Genomic DNA, 18,786 nt, shown 5'->3' with positions numbered 1-18,786 from the left:
CCCCCTCAACTCATGCCAAAAGATGCACCGATGCCGCTGATAGCATCGACAGTTGAGGACAGTGCCGGGTTAGCCTGAATACGCGCCTGTACTGCCATTGCGGCCAGTGTTAAGCAGCGAATACCGCTATTAACATTTTGCAGCAGGCCGCGTTTACAGTTAGCTGTCATAGGTTCTGCCGAAGTTGCCCCAGCTGCTAACTGACCTACTTCTGCGGTGGCTTTCATGACATACAGGGGGAATTTTTCATCTGCGACTTCGTTTACCGGCACACAAGGCAGGCACTGGATTTGCGCCAGCATGCCATCAACTAACGTTGCATCCTCAGTAACATCGGTAAGGGCTAAAACCTCTAAGACGGTAAGCTGATGTGGCTGGTCTGGATTCAGCTTATTACGCAGCGTTTGCGCACGCATGCCGGACTGCTTAGCGACGTCTTCCATGTTGTGAGTTAGCGCGAATTTGCGACAGGCATCGTCGTAGTGGGTATGGGTAGAAACCTTGAAATCAAACATGCTCAGATCCTTCTTAACTTGCAAAATCAAGTTATGGTTTGATGTAGCGGCATTTGATTGCCTGCTGGCGATTCTTTTCACGCCATGCAGCAACATTGATAAGCGGATTGCCATGTTTGGTCATGGTGGTTTCTACCACTTCGCCGGTCTTACGATTGGTGCGGTTCTGCGTGTATGTGAAAGAGGGAGTAGGGGCGAGCAGCACAATCCCGTTAGCAATCCATTTTTCCAGCACTGACAGGCTAATGCGGTTGGCTGCAGCAAAGTCCTTTTTGGACATTGTTGGGGATGTGGCGAGCGTGACGGCTTTGTTTACGGAGTCGTTTATCGCTTCGCGGATGGCTGGCATCAAAATCGCTGCGACATTGGCAATAAAATCTTGAGATTGCACTAAGTCAAATGCGTTCTGACTGTTTGCATTTTCAGTATGCATAACGCAGTATCTCCAGTTAATTAGTGTGTTCTACGGTGTTACATGTGGTGTGTGCATACGTTAGATCACATTTGTGATTATATAAACTACTTTTGCGGTTAGTAATGTATGCCTAACTTAGAGTCAAATGCCCAAGAAGTGATTGAGAGGTTGCTTTCAGCTTATGGTGTGACGACACAACGCGCATTGGCTGAAGCCCTCAATGTTCCGTCAAACAACGTAAGTGCATGGTCAAAGCGTAATAGCGTGCCGGGTAGCGCTATTATTAAGTGCGTGCTTGATACGGGCGTAGATCTGCAATGGCTTTTGAATGGCAAGCTTGCAAATGCAAGCTTGGAGCGAACCATAAGCCTGCCTTCTGGCGAAGCTCTTTTGAAAGAAATCACATCCAATGGTGGCAAAGCCGTGCTGCGCAGAATCATGGATGCGTATGGTTTCACCCTTCAAAAGCAACTTTGCGACCTGCTTGGCATATCATCCGGCACAGTCAGTACGTGGGTGCGTAGAAATTATTTTCCAGGTGATGTTGTCGTGGCGTGTGCGATTGATACAGGCGTTGATCTGCATTGGCTAGCAATTGGAAAAGGTATTCAGCAAAAAAAAGAAAATAGCCAACAAAGCGGGAACTCTCTAATTCCTCGTAAAAATTTGGTAGCAGGAATTTTGCAGGATGCCCAATACTGGGAAATTAATTTGGCTTTTATCCCCCACGCAGTCAGTAAACCTGTTTTGATTACAGGTAATACTGGAGCATGGATTGTCGATATGAGTTTAGATGAAATTAGTAATGGTCGATGGTTGCTAGGTGTAAATGATAAATACGATATCTACGACGTTGCACTTTTACCAGGAAAAAAGATTGATGTGACAAGTAAGGGTGCGAGTTTTATTTGCAAATCAGAGGAGGTTAATACTGCTGGTAAAGTTATATTGACAATGGATTTCAGTTTTTAAATATATTTATAATTTTCTCTTGGGCGAATGGAGTAATTGCTATGTTTCAAAGTGAAATTAGACAAGGTACGATAAATGAATTGTTAGAAAAAGTGAAAGCAAAAAAATATGGTAAATATCTCCTTAAAATTAATATCGACAAAGCTAGGTCAATTAATAATAAAACAGTCAATTTGGATTTTCCCGTAACTGCTATTGTCGGCCCAAATGGAGGTGGGAAGTCAACAATAGCTGGTGCGGCTGCTATTTTATATAAAGAAGTAGCGCCAGCTCTATTTTTTGCTAAAAGCGGAGCATACGATGCTAGTATGCAGAATTGGAAAATTGAGTACGAAGCTATTGATAGGGGGGTACAGAAAAACAATGATACAGTTAAACGTACTGCTAAATACCACAATCTTAAATGGGTAAGGGGAACTCTTGACAGAAACGTACTCATTTTTGGTGTCATTCGCACTGTTCCAGCCTCAGAGAGAAAAGAATTAAAGCGTTGTGTCTCTAACAATTTTGTTGTTCAACCTGATAGAATTGAAGGTTTATCAGAAATCGTTGCATTTTCAGTATCTGCTATACTTGATAAAGACGTTTCAGAATTTAAGCACATGAAAGTTGATGATAATGGTAATGTAACTTTATTATCAGGGGTCAATAAAACTGGAGATTCATTTTCTGAGTTTCATTTTGGTGCTGGTGAATCTAGTATCATTAGGATGGTCTTGCAACTTGAAGCCGCTGAAGACCATTCTTTAGTTATTATTGAAGAAATAGAAAATGGTTTGCATCCAATCGCCACTATAAGAATGGTCGAATACCTAATAGAACTTGCAGAAAGAAAAAAGATACAGGCTATATTCACAACTCATTCTAATGATGCATTAATTCCTCTCCCTAGTGAAGCTATATGGGCCTCAGTTAATGGTCAACTATATCAAGGTAAACTCGACGTCAAATCATTGCGTGCGATTAGTGGGCAGATAAATTCTAAGCTAATCATATTTGTTGAAGATGAGTTTGCTGCACTTTGGGTGAAAACAATCTTAAACTTTATGCCAAATGTTGCTATTGATGCGATTTCCATTCATGCAATGAAAGGTGATGGGACTTCAGTTAAAGTTCATGAAAACCACAATATAGATCCTAGTTCACAACAAAAATCGTTGTGTATCATTGATGGAGACTCATTACAGCATGATTCAGATGAAGAATTAATTTTCCGACTTCCGGGAGCAGGACCAGAATCAACTGTTTATAATTCCATTTTGGATAGTATTGACGATTTATCGGGTGAGCTTGCTGTTCAGCTATTAAAACCCTTTGAATTCCAAGAACAATTAAAAGAAAAAATGGTCAGTGTTAGAAATACGAATCGTGACTATCATCTCTTATTCAGTCAGTTGGGTAGGGTCATCGGATTAGTCTCTGAGTCTCGAGTAAAAGAAGCATTCTTGACTCAATGGTGTGTTAAGCATAAAGATTTCATTGATGAGTTATACGAAAAAATATCAGAATACTTACCTCTTGAAAGTGACGAAGTGGAAATAAAGCAAAAATAATATTAATAAGCCAAAGCAGTATGCTTTGGCTTGTTTTTTAATAATTATTTCTATGGTTTTTATTTTTATGATCGATGATTTTTTCATCATTGCCAGTTAATAAAATGGTTGATTCTTCAGAAGGTAAGCGTGTTTGATATACGTTTGCTATAAAAAAGGCTAAACGATCTGGAGATGTTGTCTCAAATGAGAGTGATAGATTTCTAACCATAAGAATCGTTAGCCCGCTTCCGAAAAAAGCAATCATAATTTTTATTCTTTTCAAAAAAGAGAGATTTTCAGAAAAAATGAATAATTTCATAAAGTCAATCCATTGTCGGGCAAAATGGGACATTATAAACGAATTTAAAGAAGAACTCGATAAACTAGGGCTACAAAGTGAAAGAGGGCCACTATGTTTTTCTACTGGACACTTGGAGTATATTAGCATAGCTCTTCCTATTGCTTCGGCAGTTGTAGGTGCAGTCGCAGGGATAATTGTAGCTTTCATCAAGCGTGGGAAAAAAGTGCGGATTGTTTTTGATGGAGGAAGAGTAAAAGAAATTGATGCATCAAACTACGATCCTGATGAAATCGCTGCAGCAATTCAAAAAATTAAAGCGATCGATATTGTCGAATGATGTAATTTGAAAATTGGCGGAGCCATCTTGCCGCCATAATTAAGCATAACCTATTGAATTTTAAGGGCTAAAAACGTATTCGGTCTTTTTTTGTTCTATGATTTATAAAGATTTTTCTGGGACTTTTACGAAATAACCCGAAATCACAATATTTAATCTATGCCATCACATATTCCTGATCGCTTGAATCACGATTGTTTTTTCTTCATAGAAAAGTTTTTTATGGTCGAATGGCCTTTACAAAAAACTTCTTCGATTCTCATATCAAATAGTCGACTTTAAACGCGTCTCATCTCATGAAAATTCGGCAGGTCTGGCCCAATCTTAATACCTCTCATTTCGCGCGCTTCGACTACTACTCTCATTAATGCATCTGGGGCGTTACGTTGGATCAGGTCTTCATGACAAACATGCCGTTATTGATTTCGATAATGCAGACACAGTGACGTTAATCATTCATCCGATGTCCATTGATTGAAGGTATGTTAGGGGACACAGCTCGTGCCGAGGGATTCACGTATTTATAGTTCTCTGACGGACGGATGGGTAAATTTCGGAGAGTGATCGTTTTATCTTAGTGTGGCACTATAATACAGCCATTATCATGAACGAGGGATTGAGAATGATATCAGGAACAGCAGCAAAACAGGAGCCTGGACGTTACTACACATTTAAGTCGAGATTGCCTCAGGGCGTTTTTTTTGAGATTCGCCCCAGCCATTTGCCAGTAAATGCAAAGCCCGTAACAGATGAAACCAGCGGTATGTGTATCGGTTACTCAGTAGCACAGGCTCCTGGCTTATGGCAGATTTATGACGTGCAGGGGCATTTTCTTCACCTTGAAGAAGCACCGCTAATTGATCCAACTGATATTGCATTATTAGCGTTAGGTGTTTTTCGTATTCTTCGTACCGGACGGGTACTATTTGAAACTGGCTCACGTGCGGCAATCTCAGCAAAAATTAGTCAGGGTACGGTATCTATTTTGCGTGGGCGGCTGAAATTCGGGCTACATGCGCGCAATCTTAAAATGACGGAAACAGCCGCAAGCCATATGCACGAACCCGCTCGATGTGTTCCTTTGCAAATTCAGGAAAGGGCTATTCGTTATGGCAAGCGCATGCCAGATCCTCGTGAAGGTAAGGGAATGTTCCGATACGAAACGGACATTTATAAGCTTCGCTTCGATAAGCAGCTTCAAGAGTATGTCTATCAGAAGTACAAATTTGAGGTGATTGTCAGAGAATCGGACTGGACAATATCTCATTTTCAATATTTTCATTAATTAACAGGAACATTTCCATGTTTGATATCAGGAGTGAAGAATTTACTTTCGCAATCGCACCTTTTGAACGCATAGTGGATAACGAAGCCGATCCTGTTAACCATCACTGGGATTGGATACAGTCCTGGATAGAATTCTCGGTAAGCGGCCTGAAGGTGGCGTTTAAGACTGAGTTCACTGTTGGAGAGTTGAAAATGTTGAAAAAAGAATTTTCAGCTTTTCATCAGGCTATAATTGCTCAGCAAAAGTTAAAGTCGTTTAAATATCAGAGCGATATTCATCAGCTTGATATGATACTGACAAATGAAAATAGTATTGATAGCGTAACTATTGATTTTATCCTCCGACCGGAACCCCATGCCGACAGCGTTCAGGTTAAAGGCAGCTTTGGCCTTAATGAAAGCTATTTCCCTGACATTCTGAAGAGGCTGGATGAAATGATTCAATGGCAGAATTAAACATTTAGCCATTGAAAAGTTTTAACTGAAAAATTCGGGCGTAGAATGGATTTTAATTCAGTCCTTTACGTCTATGCACTATTCGATGCGGCAGTATCAGTATCAATACCTGTACTGCCTGCATGCAGTTCATCCATACCGTAAGCGATGCCGCCACTGTCAGGGTATAGCCCGTGCAGTAAGCGGCTGCATTTTAAAAAAACCGCCTCAGTGGGTGACTTCCGCGGATTTACTGGTCTCATAATCTCGTCGTTTTTCAATCATCCTGATGTAGAAGTCATAAAGCTCTTTGTGCATGCGCTGCTTCATTTCAGCAGGCAACGGCTCCTGCGTTTTCTTCCACTCCTCCAGTTCAGGCTTGCAAGTGACATAAGCCTCATCAACGATTTTTTTTGGCTGAATATCGGACTTTATGAACGGAATAGTCTGGTGATTCAGGCATTTAACCTCTGGCGTTTCGAATGACCTGTCATCCGATATTGCTGTCATGGAAAGCAACATTCCAGATAAAAAAATCCACCTCAAAGCTTCTCCTCCTTTTGATAAATCGTGTCTTATCCCCGTGGAAACTTCATCGACTCTTCGTGGTAAAACTTGAGCTCTACTTATTATAATTCAGCCATTCGTCCCAGCAACTTTCCGAATCTATATCCTGATATCCACGACTCTCAATCATGCTTAAGACCCCTTCAGTATGCAGGTTAATGGCGGTAGCATTATCACGAATATCTAATACTTCCTCTTCAGTCAAAGGAGAGCCTTTCTCCTCGGCTTTAAAAACAAGTAAGCTGATAAGTGAGGGAATGAAAACGATAGTCACTTCTCATCCTTCTGGTAAGCCGGGTCAGTGCCACACGGATTCTGCAGCGCAACATTCCTGTAAGCGACTCCTGATGCGGCAAAATCCACGTTAATCCTATCGCGCTCATCTCTACTGTGCGCCGCCAGGTTTTTCGCTAACCATGCTTAGCCCCGTGATCATTAAGAAGCTGCATTAGGATCACGCGAGGCATCTCTTTACTTGATAGTCTGAAATTGTTGTTGAGCGCAGAGGCTATCATAGCGCTGGAAAGCAGATTGTCTTTGTAATAGATAGAAAGGCTCTTGCCAATATTTTGCCTCGTAACTTTATATAACCTTTTTCCACACTCGTCGGTTAGGTTGAAGATTACATTCTCAGACTCAACTTCATCCCTGGCTACATAATAGATTGATTCTATGCATGCTGCTGGGTATGGCTCTTGCGCGCCATTAATGTCAAAGGTAAAACCTCCAGGCTCTGCGATGGCGACCCCAGAAATAATAAAAGCAGCGAATAAAATCCCAGATCTAAGCATGCAGAACCCATACTGTGAGCATTAAAGAATAATTATAAGGTTATTCGGTTTCATACGCACTTTGTAGCACTTTTTCAAAATTTATTTCTTGCTGCGTTCGGGCTCATTGCTGCGGCGAACAAAGCCAGGTAACAAAAAACCGCCCGCAGGCGACTGTTTACTAAAATTTAAATTCCCATGCGGTACTCTTCGTACGAACGAGGTTCAGAGTCACCCTCTTTGCGATAAACAAGGAGATCACTCTGCCGATTCGTAACATACATTAGTGTTTCAGTAAGCTGACGTCGCAAAGTAACAGGCATTTGAGGAATGCTTTTATCGCCGAGTCCATCCTCGATTTTATTCATGATTTCGAGAGCCAGGCCAATTTGCTCAGCATCCATCAAAATATTAACGCGATAACCCTCACGGGTCTCTTGCTCGCTGCCTAACTGCCTGGTCAGTTTATCGACCTGATTGGCATAAGCGCCCAGTTGAGCCTGAACATCAGCCGGGACTTCACCTGTTCTTTCAGCCAGCGCTTTGAGGGCGTTGATGTTCTTGATTGCCTGTTGTGCAAGGTCTGTAGCAGAAGTCATAATTTAGAGTCCTTTAAACAAAGATTAATACAGATAATTCAATTAGGTTGAGCAGGCCGATTTGAGATCGGCCTATGTAATACTCAATTAATTGAGTTAGCCTTTGTCGTACTGCGCAAACGAACGCGGTGCCGGGTCGCCGGGTTTACGGAACTGAACGTTATCGTCTTTGCGGCTTTTCAGATACATCAGGGTCTGCTTAGCCTGGTATTGATCGGTCGCAGAGAACGAACCCAGCGTGCCAGCATTACTTGCCGCTACCACTTTGGTGAGAATTTCGATACCCCAGCCGAGAGCTTCGGTGGTATCCAGAATCGCGGAGCGATACAGGGTGTTAAGGTCTTGCAGATCTTCAAATTCCTGGTCTGTATGAGACATGGTCAATCCTCTTTAAGTTGAGTGAGTTAGGCTCTGAATTTATTCAGACACCTTCGTCTTATTTATGCCGTGGACAGTTATTTACTGTATGTATATGCAGCTTTTAAATTATAAATTTAGTTTAGTGCCATTATTAACTTTACTGCGCTCTTTCAGAAAACCTGGCCTCTGATGTTCTCCTGGGTTAACAGCTGTCATACGACGCTGGTTGCTGGGTATTGAAGTGTGGAGCTTTCCACTCAGGATTATTCGCTTTGGGGAGCTACCACATCAGCAAGCATCTTCATTGCATCAGCCTGAAAAGCTCTTCTCTGCTTGTGTATTCAAAAGGTCATATTGTTAAAGAGCATCACCGTCCTGGTGAGGAGTTCGTCCTGCTGATGTGTGAATAATACCTGCGGTACTGGCAATTGACAATACCTTTGGTATTAAATATAATGTCAACGGTATTATTTGTTTGATTCAGAAGGGAATTTATTTTTCAGGAGAGGGGAACAGACACAAAAAAGCCCGCTCAGTGGCGGGCTTTTTGTATTTCGCAAATTTCGGGCTTACGGGGTAAGCGGTTTTTAAAGCTTTGGTAATGGCTGGAAGGGGCGGGTACCAGTTGAGCAAAAGCCTCTTCCTTCCAATGAGCTTTACACCAACTTCATCTTCGTCTCGATCGCCACGCCCAATACTCTGCAGTTGCCGTTCACTGGTACCATAGGCCACTGAGGGTTTAAACCCTTTAGATATTTCTGGCTGCCATCAATGATGAGCTTCTTAAACGTAGCTTCGTTATCATCAGTGAGTTTCGCCACGATCAGGCTCCCATTTACCGCTTCGCGGCCTGTATCGAACAATACATACGTTCCTGCCGGGATGCTTAGTCCGATCGGTGCTGTCATCGAATCGCCTTCCACCTGTAACCAGAAAGCATCTCCCTGTATATGTGCGTCAGATTCAAGCCACATATCGACATCCTTAATGGTATAGGGTTCACAGGCTTCTGCCCATGCGCCAGCCTGAACCTTGCTTAGTACCGGGTAGCGTGCAGTCGAGTTGTAGTCTCTGGGGTTTGATACGTTAGCATCAGCCGCTGAAGCGTAGCTGCTTGCCTCTCTGGCAAGCGTGGGGCTGAAATCAGCAATTGAGCATTGAAGCATCTTCGCAAACACAGACGCCACTGACACGTTCAGTGAGTTTCTTCCGTTCAGGTAATGCCCAACACCGCCTTGGGTTATACCCAAAGCATCGGCTATATGCTGCTGCGTAATGCCCAGCGACTTCTTCTTTGACTCATACAAAGCTTTCAGACGAGTAGCATCGGCAATCTGCTCTGGAGTAAGTTCTTTTTTCTTTTCCATCCCCGAATTCTAATACTCAAGTTCTTAAAAAAGAAGTACCGAATGTATTTATATATTCAATACCTTTGGTATTTTTTAATTGTGGGTCACTCTGAGCAAACCAATAGATAAGTTAATCCTGGTTGATTACTTAAGAAGAAAGAAAAGTCGAAGGCCGCGGATGTAATCTGTGTTTATCCGGCTCAGACAGCAATCAGTAAAGCAGTACGGGTAGGGTGGAAAATTCTCGTAACCACGCCTCATGATAAATGCTTGCATGAAGCAGATCGTCGGCCCTTCCATGTCAGAAAAAATGCTGCTGCATAAGCTGAGTTGCTCTTTATCAATCTCACCTCCCTCGCAATACCAGGGAAAACCCGGGTAACTTGCTCTCCGTAATGTCATGCTAATCATTTACCAACACAGAAATTATCATTCCTGGAAAATGCGAGAAACAGCAAGTTCAACTACGAAGCGGAAACTGAATTAAACCTCCGGTTAAATGCGCTTCATGCTCATCCAATAAATTCCTTCACGAATAACTGAAATTTGCCGTACTTAAGCGTCCGCGCCGTGTCTCCATCCCAAAAACCCACTCCACTCTGCAAAAGCAGAAACAACCCTGCCAGCCTCGCACCCAAAGCTTACCTGTCATCTTGTCATCACCGCGGTTTGGCTTATCCTTAAAGCTTCAATCAAAAGGAGCATCGTTTATGAAAGCGGCAATTGCTAACAGTGAACACAAGGTTGAAGTGGTTGAGAAGACGCTGCGTCCTCTCAAAACGGGCGAAGCACGGCTCAGGATGGAATGCTGTGGCGTATGCCATACCGATCTGCATGTGAAGAACGGTGATTTCGGTGATAAAACCGGCGTGACGCTGGGCCACGAAGGTATCGGTATTGTTGAGGAAGTCGCGCCAGATGTCACCTCACTTAAGCCAGGCGATCGTGCCAGCGTGGCATGGTTCTTTAAGGGCTGCGGACACTGTCAATACTGCAACTCCGGTAACGAAACGCTCTGCAGAGAGGTCGTTAATGCCGGTTATACCGTCGATGGCGGTATGGCTGAAGAGTGTATCGTCGTTGCAGACTATTCGGTCAAAGTCCCCGACGGGCTTGATCCTTACGCCGCCAGTAGTGTCACCTGCGCCGGTGTCACCACCTATAAAGCGGTGAAAGTGTCCGAGGTAAAACCGGGTCAGTGGCTGGCGATTTACGGTCTTGGCGGGCTGGGAAACCTCGCTCTGCAATATGCGAAAAACGTCTTTAACGCCAAAGTGATCGCGGTTGATGTGAGTGATGGGCAACTGGCACTGGCGAAAGAGATGGGCGCCGACCTGGTCGTAAACTCGGCCAGCGAAGATGCGGCTCGCTTTATTCAGGAGCAAACCGGTGGGGCGCATGCGGCTGTGGTAACGGCGGTTGCCAAAGCAGCGTTTAACTCTGCTGTCGATGCGGTCAGGGCCGGTGGTCGGGTGGTGGCTGTCGGACTGCCGCCGGAAGCGATGAGCCTGAATATTCCGCGTCTGGTGCTCGATGGCATTCAGGTGGTGGGATCGCTGGTCGGGACGCGTAACGATCTGGCGGAAGCTTTCCAGTTTGCGGCAGAAGGGAAGGTGGTGCCGAAGGTGACCAAAAGGAAGATTGGTGAGGTCAATGCCATCTTCGATGAGATGATTCAGGGCAAGATCCGCGGCAGGATGGTAATCGACTTTAGCGGTCAGTCTGCTGAATAATCCGTGCTGATAATCGCAGAAGCCCGCGCCGTGCGGGCTTTTTTATGCCTGTAAGGCCAGTTCCCTCCCTCTGAATACGTAAGAGCACATTCCGTTAAAGCATTAATAAGCGCGGCTTTATGTTTCATGATGTGATTTTCACTTGAACTTTACCGGTAACATTATAGTTTATGGGGTGAAGTCTGATTACACACATCTGAAGGAGGGTTATTTATGGCTAAGCATCACTTACTCAAATCCATTGAAATTGCAGCGATTGTGCTGTTTGTCCTGATACTGGCGTATCTGGCGGTTACCGGGCTGCTTTCATCAACTGGCGTTGATCACGCCTGGCCGTATCCCAGTAAGTAATTGAGTGCCGCACCAGGGAAATTATAAATAATATAAATAGATAACTGATCCTGATACAGGACATAAAAAACCCCGCAATCGCGAGGTTAATCAGAGTCTACACCAGGCTCACCGAAAGCAGAGTCAGCTCTTCGGTTTCCAGCGACAGGCTTTTTTTGGTTTCGAACATAAAGGCTTCCAGCGCCTCCTCGACATCGTCGCCCTCGATAAAGGCGTGAGTCGTGACATGATTTTCACCTTTGGGCTTAATCACGTAAGAAACAAACCACTTCTTCTTTTGCATAATGCTTATCCTCTTCTGAGTAGGTAAATGCCGCACACCGGCAATACTGAGCTTTCCCGCCAGCAGTTCAGCGGAACATGTACGGGTTCGGTCTGACAAAGACTAATCGAGCGGGGCCGGATGCAGCAGGTCGATCACGTCGTCAATTTCATTGCTGGCCGCATGACGATCAAGGGCAACCGCATAGTAGCGTCCCTTGCAGTAGTGCTTTGTTACCGCCACCCGATGGCCGGTATCGCTGTCAGCTTCACCGCCGGTCAGGGTCTGCAGGTGGGGCGGGATAACCAGCTCACTTTCGAGTTGTTCTGCTTCAATGATCACTGCGCCACCGTCGGTGGATAGCAGCAGATGCTGAATGCTCATGTTCTCTCCTCTGAGTCAGATTGCTAACCGGCAAAGTGTAGTTCACCTCAGCGGGTGTGCTGACTTCCGCTCAGGTGAGGCCATGTGAAGCGGCAATAAAAAAGCCCCGTCAGGGGCTTTTAAGAAAGGGATGGCCTGCGTAAAACTCAGCTGGTCTGATCGGCCAGCTTCGGCTTCAGCACGCGCTTACCAATCTGAATGCCGGGCTTCTCAACATACTTATAGAGTAAAGAGGCCAGCGCATAGGTCACCGGGATGGCAGAGACGCAGACAATCAGGAAACGCATCATGTCGCTCTTAAACTCGATGTCGGTGTGATTGAGCAGCAGTGCGATCAGCGGGATTACAATCAGCAGATGCAGCAGGTAGACCGAAAACGACACGTCGCCCAGCCAGGTGCTGAGACGGTTGTTCAGCAGCTTACGCGGCAGAGCAATCAGCGTTGCCATCAGGCTGCCCTGTGGGTATTGCCACAGAATCGCCGTCATACCGACGATCATCAGCGCCTCCATAATCACCTGCAGCTTAATCGCGCCCAGGCCCATCGCCACGCTGGCGACCGGGCCGAGCAGCGCAAAAGCGACGTAGAGCAGGGATTTACGGCGAATCGCCTCGGCCAGCAGCATGCCCGACAGGAACATATTTAACTTTATCAGGATCATTGAAGGCATCTCAAACGCCTCATAATAATCTGCCAGCACATACCGGCCAGCGCAGCAGAGCGCCATGATGCCAATCAGCGATGCGGCATAACCAAAGCGCAGCGTCACCAGCATGATGAACGGGAATAGCAGATAGAACTGCATCTCCAGCCCGATGCTCCAGTCAGGCAGCACAGTATTAAAACCATATTCGGGCAGCAGGCCGAACAGGAAACTGAAGTGGGTCAGGATGTTTGCCAGCGACTGGTCATTGTAACGCGACGACTCAGTGGCGGTGCCGGAATAGAAATGAGCAATGGTGTCACGCATCTCGCCAAACCACGGGCCATAAATCAGGGCGATGATTAACAGCAGATAGTAGAGCGGGGCGATGCGGAAGAAGCGCCGGATCCAGAACTTCTTAATGGTCTCTGTACTCTGCCACGGCTCTTTCTGCTGACGCTCGACGTAGTTTTTCGCCATCAGATAACCCGATAACAGAATAAAAAGATCGACCCCAATGCCAGGGGATGAAATAAGCGTGATGTGGCAATGAACCAGTAAGCTGATATGGCCAACTAATACCCAGAGGGAAGCGATGCCGCGTAATCCCTCCAGCTCCGTAGACCAACCTCGTGTTGCAGACATAACTATTCCTCGTTTTTATCCGACCTTCGGCGCTCACTAAGCCCTAAGGCAACAGATATGTAAACGGGCCTTTACAAAAGTAAGAAGATTCCGAGCACAGGTAAGAGGGAAAAATCAACCGAAACAGGGCGGGAAAGCACAGGAAGTTAAGGGCGTGCAGTGGCACACCCTTAATCAATATCACTGATTGAGATGGCCGATCAGGCCAGTTTTAACAGGATCATACCGGCCAGCAACAGGGTCAGGCCGGCCCAGCCTTTGCGGTTCAGCCGCTGGCCAAACAACACCCATCCGGCCGCGACAGTAGCGATAATCCCAAAACCGCCCCAGACCGCATAGGCGATCGAGAGATCGATACCTTTGACCGCCTGAGCGAGTGCGCTGAATGCGAGCAGGACACAGCAAAGGGAAAGCAGACCGTACAGCGGTTTCTTAAACCCATCAGAATATTTAAGGAATATGTTGGCGGCAATTTCCAGCACGATAGCCAGCGCCAGCCAGGACGCATGAACAAGATCAGCGATGAGCATGATTAACCTCCGCTGATGATTGGGTGCCGGTTTTGATCAACACAATTCCGACGATCAGCGTCACCAGCCCACAGATTTTCAGCGCTGACAGCGTTTCACCAAACAGCTGCACGCTGAATAACGTAATCAGCATGATGCCGATACCTTCCCACAACGCATAAGCCACGCCCAGGGCGATACGTTTAATGGCGAAACTCAGCAGAATATAAGAACAGGCAATCATGCCCAGCATCATCAGGTAGCCGGAATGGCTGCCATTGAGGCTGGACCATTTCATAAAAAGGGTACCAATAATTTCCGTAACAATAGCGAGTGATAATAAAACCCAGGCGCGCATGGGTGCTCTCCAGCAACGATAAATGACGACCTGCAACAACGCACAACGTGCGGGCAGACTCAGAACAGTTCGAAGTGGTGAGGGGACTACAGGGCGTTACGCCAGTGCTGATCGGCGGCGTTCCAGCCAGAAAGGCAAGAGGGGGAATACAGGGGGTTTGACATGAACATTCTGCTCATAAAATTTACAACACATCCACATTGTTGCTTCTCATCAGTGGACGGATAGTGCCTCCGGTTAAATAGACGCTGGATTTATAGCATTCTGCACATCACCAGATCAACAGCAGATGCTGCTTTGTTTGATGTCTGTTAAGGTTTGATGCTTTGAAAAGGGTGACGTGTGGAAAAGGATGTGTGGTAAACCGTAATGAAAAAAATAGCCGGACAGCAAAAGTGCCCGGCTATTATTAAGTGACGCTGTCACGTATTATTCAGCGCGCTGCGGAACCGTGCGAACGGGTGCATCACCCGCGACATAGTAAGCGGCGGTGCTGCGTGGCAACGGATCGCGCCCACGAATCTTATCGGCAATCTTCTCGCCAATCATGATAGTGGTGGCGTTCAGGTTACCGGTGATGATCAGCGGCATAATCGACGCATCCACTACGCGTAAGCCTTCCAGTCCATGCACACGCCCTTCGCCATCAACGACGGACATCGGGTCGTTACCCATCTTACAGGTGCCGCATGGGTGATAGGCGGTTTCGCCGTGGTTACGCACGAACTCATCCAGTTGCTCATCTGTCTGGCAATCCAGTCCAGGACTGATTTCACGGCCACGGTACTTGTCCAGCGCCGGCTGATTAATGATCTGGCGCGTGATGCGAATCGCATCGCGGAACTCATGCCAGTCCTGCTCATGCGACATGTAGTTAAACAGAATGGCCGGATGACGACGCGGATCGCGTGACTTCAGGCGTACATGACCGCGGCTTGGAGAACGCATCGAGCCAACGTGACACTGGAAGCCGTGGGCATCAACCGCGTTGGAACCGTTGTAGTTAATCGCCACCGGCAGGAAGTGATACTGAATGTTCGGCCAGCTGAACTCTTCGCGGCTGCGGATAAAGCCACCCGCTTCAAACTGGTTGCTGGCACCAATACCGGTGCCGTTAAACATCCACTCTGCACCGATTTTCGGCTGATTCCACCACTTCAGAGCCGGATAGATTGAGACCGGTTCTTTACACTCATACTGAAGATACATCTCCAGATGGTCCTGCAGGTTTTCACCCACGCCCGGCAGGTCGTGAACCAGCGGGATGTCGAACTGCTTCAGCAGCTCAGGAGAACCCACGCCAGAACGCTGCAGGATCTGCGGCGAGGCGATAGCGCCGGCACACAGCAGCACTTCACGGCGCGCGGTCACTTTGTTAATGGTGTTGCTGTCGCCCTGCAGATACTCCACGCCGACCGCACGCTTGCCATCGAAGATGATGCGATCGGTGGTGGCATGCGTGATGATCTTCAGGTTGGCGCGGCCTTTGGCCATATCGAGATAGCCACGCGCGGTGCTGGAGCGACGACCGTTTGGTGTGACGGTACGATCCATCGGACCAAAACCTTCCTGCTGATAGCCATTAAGGTCGTCAGTGCGCGGATAGCCCGCCTGTACGCCCGCCTCAATCATCGCTTCAAACAGCACGTTATTGCCCGCTTTAGGCGTTGCAACGCACACCGGGCCGTCGCCGCCGTGGAAATCGTTCGGGCCGATATCGCGGGTTTCCGCTTTACGGTAGTAAGGCAGGCAGTCCAGATAGCTCCAGTTCTCCAGCCCAGGTTCGCTGGCCCAGTTATCGAGATCCATCGCGTTACCGCGGATATAACACATGCCGTTAATCAGTGATGAACCGCCCAGACCTTTGCCGCGACCACACTCCATGCGGCGATTGTTCATGTAAGGCTCTGGCTCGGTTTCATAAGCCCAGTTATAGCGTTTGCCCTGTAACGGGAAGGCGAGGGCCGCAGGCATCTGGGTGCGAAAATCAAAGCGGTAATCCGGGCCGCCCGCTTCCAGCAACAGGACGCTCACGTTGCTCTCTTCGGTCAGACGGGTAGCCAGAACGTTTCCTGCGGATCCGGCTCCAATAATAATGTAATCAAATTCCATTCATCGTTCCTCAGGTTAAGTGATTAAAAGACTGACTGAAAACGCGTCAGCTCAACCTGCACGGACTTCACCTGGGTGTAGCTCTGCAGCGTCATCAGGCCATTCTCACGGCCAATGCCGGAGTGCTTGTAACCCCCCACTGGCATCTCTGCGGCTGATTCGCCCCAGGTATTAATCCAGCAGATACCTGCTTCGATCTGATGAATCACGCGGTGCGCCTTATTGAGATCCTGCGTCACCAGCCCGGCGGCCAGACCAAATTCGGTGTCATTGGCGCGGCGGATCACTTCTTCTTCACTTTCGTAGCTCAGGATCGACATGACTGGTCCGAAGATCTCTTCACGCACAATCTTCATCTCATCACGGCAGTCGGTGAACACGGTTGGTGCAACCCAGGCACCCTGGTCGAAATCGCCACCGGTCAGACGTTTGCCGCCGCACAGTACGCGTGCGCCTTCAGCGATGCCGGATTCGATATAACGCATCACATTGTCGCGATGGCTGAAGCTGACCAGCGGACCAAAGTTGGTCGCCGGGTCACGCAGATCGCCTGCCTGAATGCGGGCAACGCGTTCGCTGATTTTCGCCTCGAATGCGGCCTGCAGTTTTGCAGGAATAAAGACGCGGGTGCCGTTGGTGCAGACCTGACCGGAGCTGTAGAAGTTCGCCATCATGGCGATGTCGGCGGCCAGGTCGAGATCGGCATCATTAAAGATGATCAGCGGTGATTTACCACCCAGTTCCATGGTGACCTCTTTCAGCGTTGAACCTGCTGCATTGGCCATCACTTTTTTGCCGCTGACGACGCCACCGGTAAAGGAGACTTTGTCGATGCCAGGATGCTCAGTGAGCAACTGACCGGTGACCGAACCGATGCCCGGCAGCACGTTGAACACGCCATCCGGCAGGCCCGCTTCGGTGTAAATTTCCGCCAGCTTCAGGGCAGTGAGCGGGGTCATTTCACTCGGTTTGAAAATCATCGCGTTACCCGCTGCCAGCGCGGGCGCGGATTTCCACAGGGCGATCTGAATCGGGTAGTTCCAGGCACCGATACCAGCTACCACGCCCAGCGGTTCGCGACGGGTGTAAACAAAGGAGGTTTCACGCAGTGGGATCTGCTGACCTTCCAGCGCCGGAACCAGACCGGCGTAATACTCCAGTACGTCTGCGCCGGTGACGATATCGACCGCTGAGGTTTCGCTGTAAGGCTTACCGGTATCGAGCATTTCCAGCTCTGCCAGCTCATCATTACGCTCACGCAGAATATCGACGGCGCGACGCAGGATGCGCGAGCGCTCCATGGCGGTCATCGCGGCCCAGACTTTCTGGCCTTTTCTGGCGGCAGCAACGGCGCGATTGACATCTTCCTGGCCGGCGGCATGAACCTCTGCCAGCACTTCGCCGTTGACCGGGTTAATCGTCTGGAACGTTTCGCCAGACGCTGCGGCAACATAAGCGCCATCGATGTAGAGTTTCTGCTCGGTGAATCGGGACATGTTTTCTCCTTCCGTTATTCGTGCTCGCCAGCCAGTTGCTGACGGATGAATTGGGTGGTCAGTGTGAGGGCGATGACCGGGTTAAATGGCTTACCGCTCAGCGCAGCGCGCAGCCACAGACCATCTATCAGGGCAGCCAGCCCGTGTGCGGCCAGACGTGCCTTCTCGAGCGGCAGTTCACGCCGGAATTCGACCACCAGCGTTGAGTAGAGCCGCCGGCTGCTGACCCGCTCCAGGCGATTAAGCTGGGGCTGATGCATGCTGCTCGACCAGAAGTCGAGCCAGGCTTTCATCACTGCCGTGTGCACCTGGGTATCATCAAAATTACCCTCAACGATGGCACACAACCGCTGTTCTGCAGAGGCACCGGCCAGCGGTTCTAACCGCGACAGTACCGCCTCGCGCAGTTGACGCGTCACATCACGCATCGTGGCTTCCAGTAAGCCGTTCTTGTCCTTGAAATAGTGACTGATGATGCCGGTGGAAACCCCCGCCCGACGGGCGATCTGGGCGATAGTGGCATCATTAATCCCCACTTCATTAATCGTGCTCAGGGTCGCATCAATCAGTTGCCGACGACGTATCGGCTGCATCCCTACCTTTGGCATAGCTCCAGCTCCACCCTCAAATCGAGCCCCTATTTAAACTTTTTTTGATTGCACGTTCAATATAAAAAGAAACTTTGTTAGGATGCTGTTCTTTAAATGTAGCGAAAGCGAAACGGCAATGAGTGCTAAAATAGGCTGGTTTGCCTGAGCGATTAACAGGAAGTGACAGAACGAAACAGGGCCGCACGGCCGGAAAGCCGTGGACGGCAAGACTTATCCATTGCGTATTTTCAGGACATTAA

The 18,786-nt window shown here is 47.8% G+C and carries 23 protein-coding genes; 7 read left to right on the top strand and 16 right to left on the bottom strand.

Annotated elements, in window-relative coordinates; translation table 11 throughout:
• Positions 1 to 5 precede the first annotated feature (5 nt).
• On the bottom strand, positions 6 to 515 hold the full coding sequence (locus tag AFL22_RS00450) for a phage regulatory CII family protein (RefSeq protein WP_052270548.1): 510 nt from the start codon (positions 513 to 515) through the stop codon (positions 6 to 8).
• A gap of 31 nt (positions 516 to 546) precedes the next feature.
• Positions 547 to 948 (bottom strand): hypothetical protein, encoded by a 402-nt coding sequence (locus tag AFL22_RS00445; RefSeq protein ID WP_052270547.1) that lies wholly within the window; start codon positions 946 to 948, stop codon positions 547 to 549.
• Between the two features lie 108 nt (positions 949 to 1,056).
• Here AFL22_RS00445 and AFL22_RS00440 point away from each other — a divergent pair, with 108 nt between their 5' ends.
• Positions 1,057 to 1,902 (top strand): phage repressor protein CI, encoded by an 846-nt coding sequence (locus tag AFL22_RS00440; RefSeq protein ID WP_052270546.1) that lies wholly within the window; start codon positions 1,057 to 1,059, stop codon positions 1,900 to 1,902.
• A 41-nt stretch (positions 1,903 to 1,943) separates the two neighbouring features.
• Positions 1,944 to 3,455 carry an AAA family ATPase gene (locus tag AFL22_RS00435; protein WP_052270545.1) on the top strand — a complete coding sequence of 504 codons (1,512 nt, stop codon included), beginning with the start codon at positions 1,944 to 1,946 and terminating at the stop codon, positions 3,453 to 3,455.
• A gap of 37 nt (positions 3,456 to 3,492) precedes the next feature.
• On the opposite strand, the gene AFL22_RS23885 is transcribed toward AFL22_RS00435, so the two are convergent.
• The gene (locus tag AFL22_RS23885; protein ID WP_156311567.1) at positions 3,493 to 3,756 is read right to left on the bottom strand and encodes a hypothetical protein; all 264 of its coding nucleotides are present in this window, start codon (positions 3,754 to 3,756) and stop codon (positions 3,493 to 3,495) included.
• Here AFL22_RS23885 and AFL22_RS00430 point away from each other — a divergent pair.
• The 3 genes from AFL22_RS00430 (at position 3,743) to AFL22_RS00420 (ending at position 5,818) form a co-directional block, all read left to right on the top strand.
• On the top strand, positions 3,743 to 4,075 hold the full coding sequence (locus AFL22_RS00430; protein ID WP_052270544.1) for a hypothetical protein: 333 nt from the start codon (positions 3,743 to 3,745) through the stop codon (positions 4,073 to 4,075). The two genes, AFL22_RS23885 and AFL22_RS00430, sit on opposite strands and share 14 nt — an antisense overlap.
• A 622-nt stretch (positions 4,076 to 4,697) precedes the next feature.
• Entirely contained in the window at positions 4,698 to 5,360 is a 663-nt protein-coding gene (locus AFL22_RS00425) for a hypothetical protein (RefSeq protein WP_241773157.1), read from the top strand.
• 17 nt (positions 5,361 to 5,377) lie between these two features.
• Positions 5,378 to 5,818, top strand: a complete 441-nt coding sequence (locus AFL22_RS00420) for a hypothetical protein (RefSeq protein WP_052270543.1) — start codon at positions 5,378 to 5,380, stop codon at positions 5,816 to 5,818.
• Between the two features lie 207 nt (positions 5,819 to 6,025).
• Here AFL22_RS00420 and AFL22_RS00415 read toward each other — a convergent pair whose 3' ends face one another.
• From AFL22_RS00415 to AFL22_RS00390, 5 genes are all read right to left on the bottom strand, one after another.
• Positions 6,026 to 6,343, bottom strand: coding sequence for a hypothetical protein (locus tag AFL22_RS00415; protein ID WP_241773156.1), 318 nt, complete (start codon positions 6,341 to 6,343; stop codon positions 6,026 to 6,028).
• 76 nt (positions 6,344 to 6,419) lie between these two features.
• Positions 6,420 to 6,638 carry a hypothetical protein gene (locus AFL22_RS00410; RefSeq protein ID WP_052270542.1) on the bottom strand — a complete coding sequence of 73 codons (219 nt, stop codon included), beginning with the start codon at positions 6,636 to 6,638 and terminating at the stop codon, positions 6,420 to 6,422.
• Positions 6,639 to 7,322: 684 nt separating this feature from the next.
• Positions 7,323 to 7,733 (bottom strand): hypothetical protein, encoded by a 411-nt coding sequence (locus tag AFL22_RS00400; protein ID WP_052270540.1) that lies wholly within the window; start codon positions 7,731 to 7,733, stop codon positions 7,323 to 7,325.
• A gap of 96 nt (positions 7,734 to 7,829) precedes the next feature.
• On the bottom strand, positions 7,830 to 8,111 hold the full coding sequence (locus tag AFL22_RS00395) for a hypothetical protein (protein ID WP_052270539.1): 282 nt from the start codon (positions 8,109 to 8,111) through the stop codon (positions 7,830 to 7,832).
• Between the two features lie 638 nt (positions 8,112 to 8,749).
• On the bottom strand, positions 8,750 to 9,460 hold the full coding sequence (locus AFL22_RS00390; RefSeq protein ID WP_052270538.1) for a S24 family peptidase: 711 nt from the start codon (positions 9,458 to 9,460) through the stop codon (positions 8,750 to 8,752).
• A gap of 692 nt (positions 9,461 to 10,152) precedes the next feature.
• On the opposite strand from AFL22_RS00390, the gene adhP reads away from it, so the two are divergent.
• Positions 10,153 to 11,175, top strand: a complete 1,023-nt coding sequence (gene adhP, locus AFL22_RS00380; RefSeq protein WP_010258714.1) for an alcohol dehydrogenase AdhP — start codon at positions 10,153 to 10,155, stop codon at positions 11,173 to 11,175.
• Between the two features lie 213 nt (positions 11,176 to 11,388).
• The gene (locus AFL22_RS24185; RefSeq protein ID WP_010258717.1) at positions 11,389 to 11,526 is read left to right on the top strand and encodes a hypothetical protein; all 138 of its coding nucleotides are present in this window, start codon (positions 11,389 to 11,391) and stop codon (positions 11,524 to 11,526) included.
• A 97-nt stretch (positions 11,527 to 11,623) separates the two neighbouring features.
• Here AFL22_RS24185 and AFL22_RS00375 read toward each other — a convergent pair whose 3' ends face one another.
• The 8 genes from AFL22_RS00375 to betI form a co-directional block, all read right to left on the bottom strand.
• Positions 11,624 to 11,809, bottom strand: coding sequence for a hypothetical protein (locus tag AFL22_RS00375; protein WP_010258724.1), 186 nt, complete (start codon positions 11,807 to 11,809; stop codon positions 11,624 to 11,626).
• A gap of 102 nt (positions 11,810 to 11,911) precedes the next feature.
• Complete coding sequence (locus tag AFL22_RS00370; RefSeq protein WP_010258727.1) at positions 11,912 to 12,172, bottom strand: hypothetical protein; 261 nt, start codon at positions 12,170 to 12,172, stop codon at positions 11,912 to 11,914.
• Between the two features lie 146 nt (positions 12,173 to 12,318).
• Positions 12,319 to 13,461 carry an acyltransferase gene (locus tag AFL22_RS00365; RefSeq protein ID WP_010258734.1) on the bottom strand — a complete coding sequence of 381 codons (1,143 nt, stop codon included), beginning with the start codon at positions 13,459 to 13,461 and terminating at the stop codon, positions 12,319 to 12,321.
• Between the two features lie 200 nt (positions 13,462 to 13,661).
• Complete coding sequence (gene mdtI / locus AFL22_RS00360) at positions 13,662 to 13,991, bottom strand: multidrug/spermidine efflux SMR transporter subunit MdtI (RefSeq protein ID WP_010258739.1); 330 nt, start codon at positions 13,989 to 13,991, stop codon at positions 13,662 to 13,664.
• Positions 13,978 to 14,328, bottom strand: a complete 351-nt coding sequence (mdtJ, locus tag AFL22_RS00355) for a multidrug/spermidine efflux SMR transporter subunit MdtJ (RefSeq protein WP_010258741.1) — start codon at positions 14,326 to 14,328, stop codon at positions 13,978 to 13,980. The genes mdtI and mdtJ overlap by 14 nt, the downstream gene beginning before the upstream one ends.
• A gap of 429 nt (positions 14,329 to 14,757) precedes the next feature.
• Positions 14,758 to 16,440 carry a choline dehydrogenase gene (gene betA, locus AFL22_RS00350; protein ID WP_010258743.1) on the bottom strand — a complete coding sequence of 561 codons (1,683 nt, stop codon included), beginning with the start codon at positions 16,438 to 16,440 and terminating at the stop codon, positions 14,758 to 14,760.
• A 23-nt stretch (positions 16,441 to 16,463) separates the two neighbouring features.
• Entirely contained in the window at positions 16,464 to 17,936 is a 1,473-nt protein-coding gene (gene betB / locus AFL22_RS00345; RefSeq protein WP_052270536.1) for a betaine-aldehyde dehydrogenase, read from the bottom strand.
• Positions 17,937 to 17,950: 14 nt separating this feature from the next.
• A complete protein-coding gene (gene betI, locus AFL22_RS00340; protein WP_010258750.1) occupies positions 17,951 to 18,544 on the bottom strand; it encodes a transcriptional regulator BetI in 594 nt (197 codons plus the stop codon).
• Between the last annotated feature and the right edge of the window lie 242 nt (positions 18,545 to 18,786).

The organism is Pantoea sp. CFSAN033090 (assembly GCF_001264395.1).
Classification (GTDB): Bacteria; Pseudomonadota; Gammaproteobacteria; order Enterobacterales; family Enterobacteriaceae; genus Pantoea; species Pantoea agglomerans.
The sequence above is the reverse complement of the archived record's forward strand: the minus strand, read 5'-3'. Positions and strand labels throughout refer to the sequence as shown.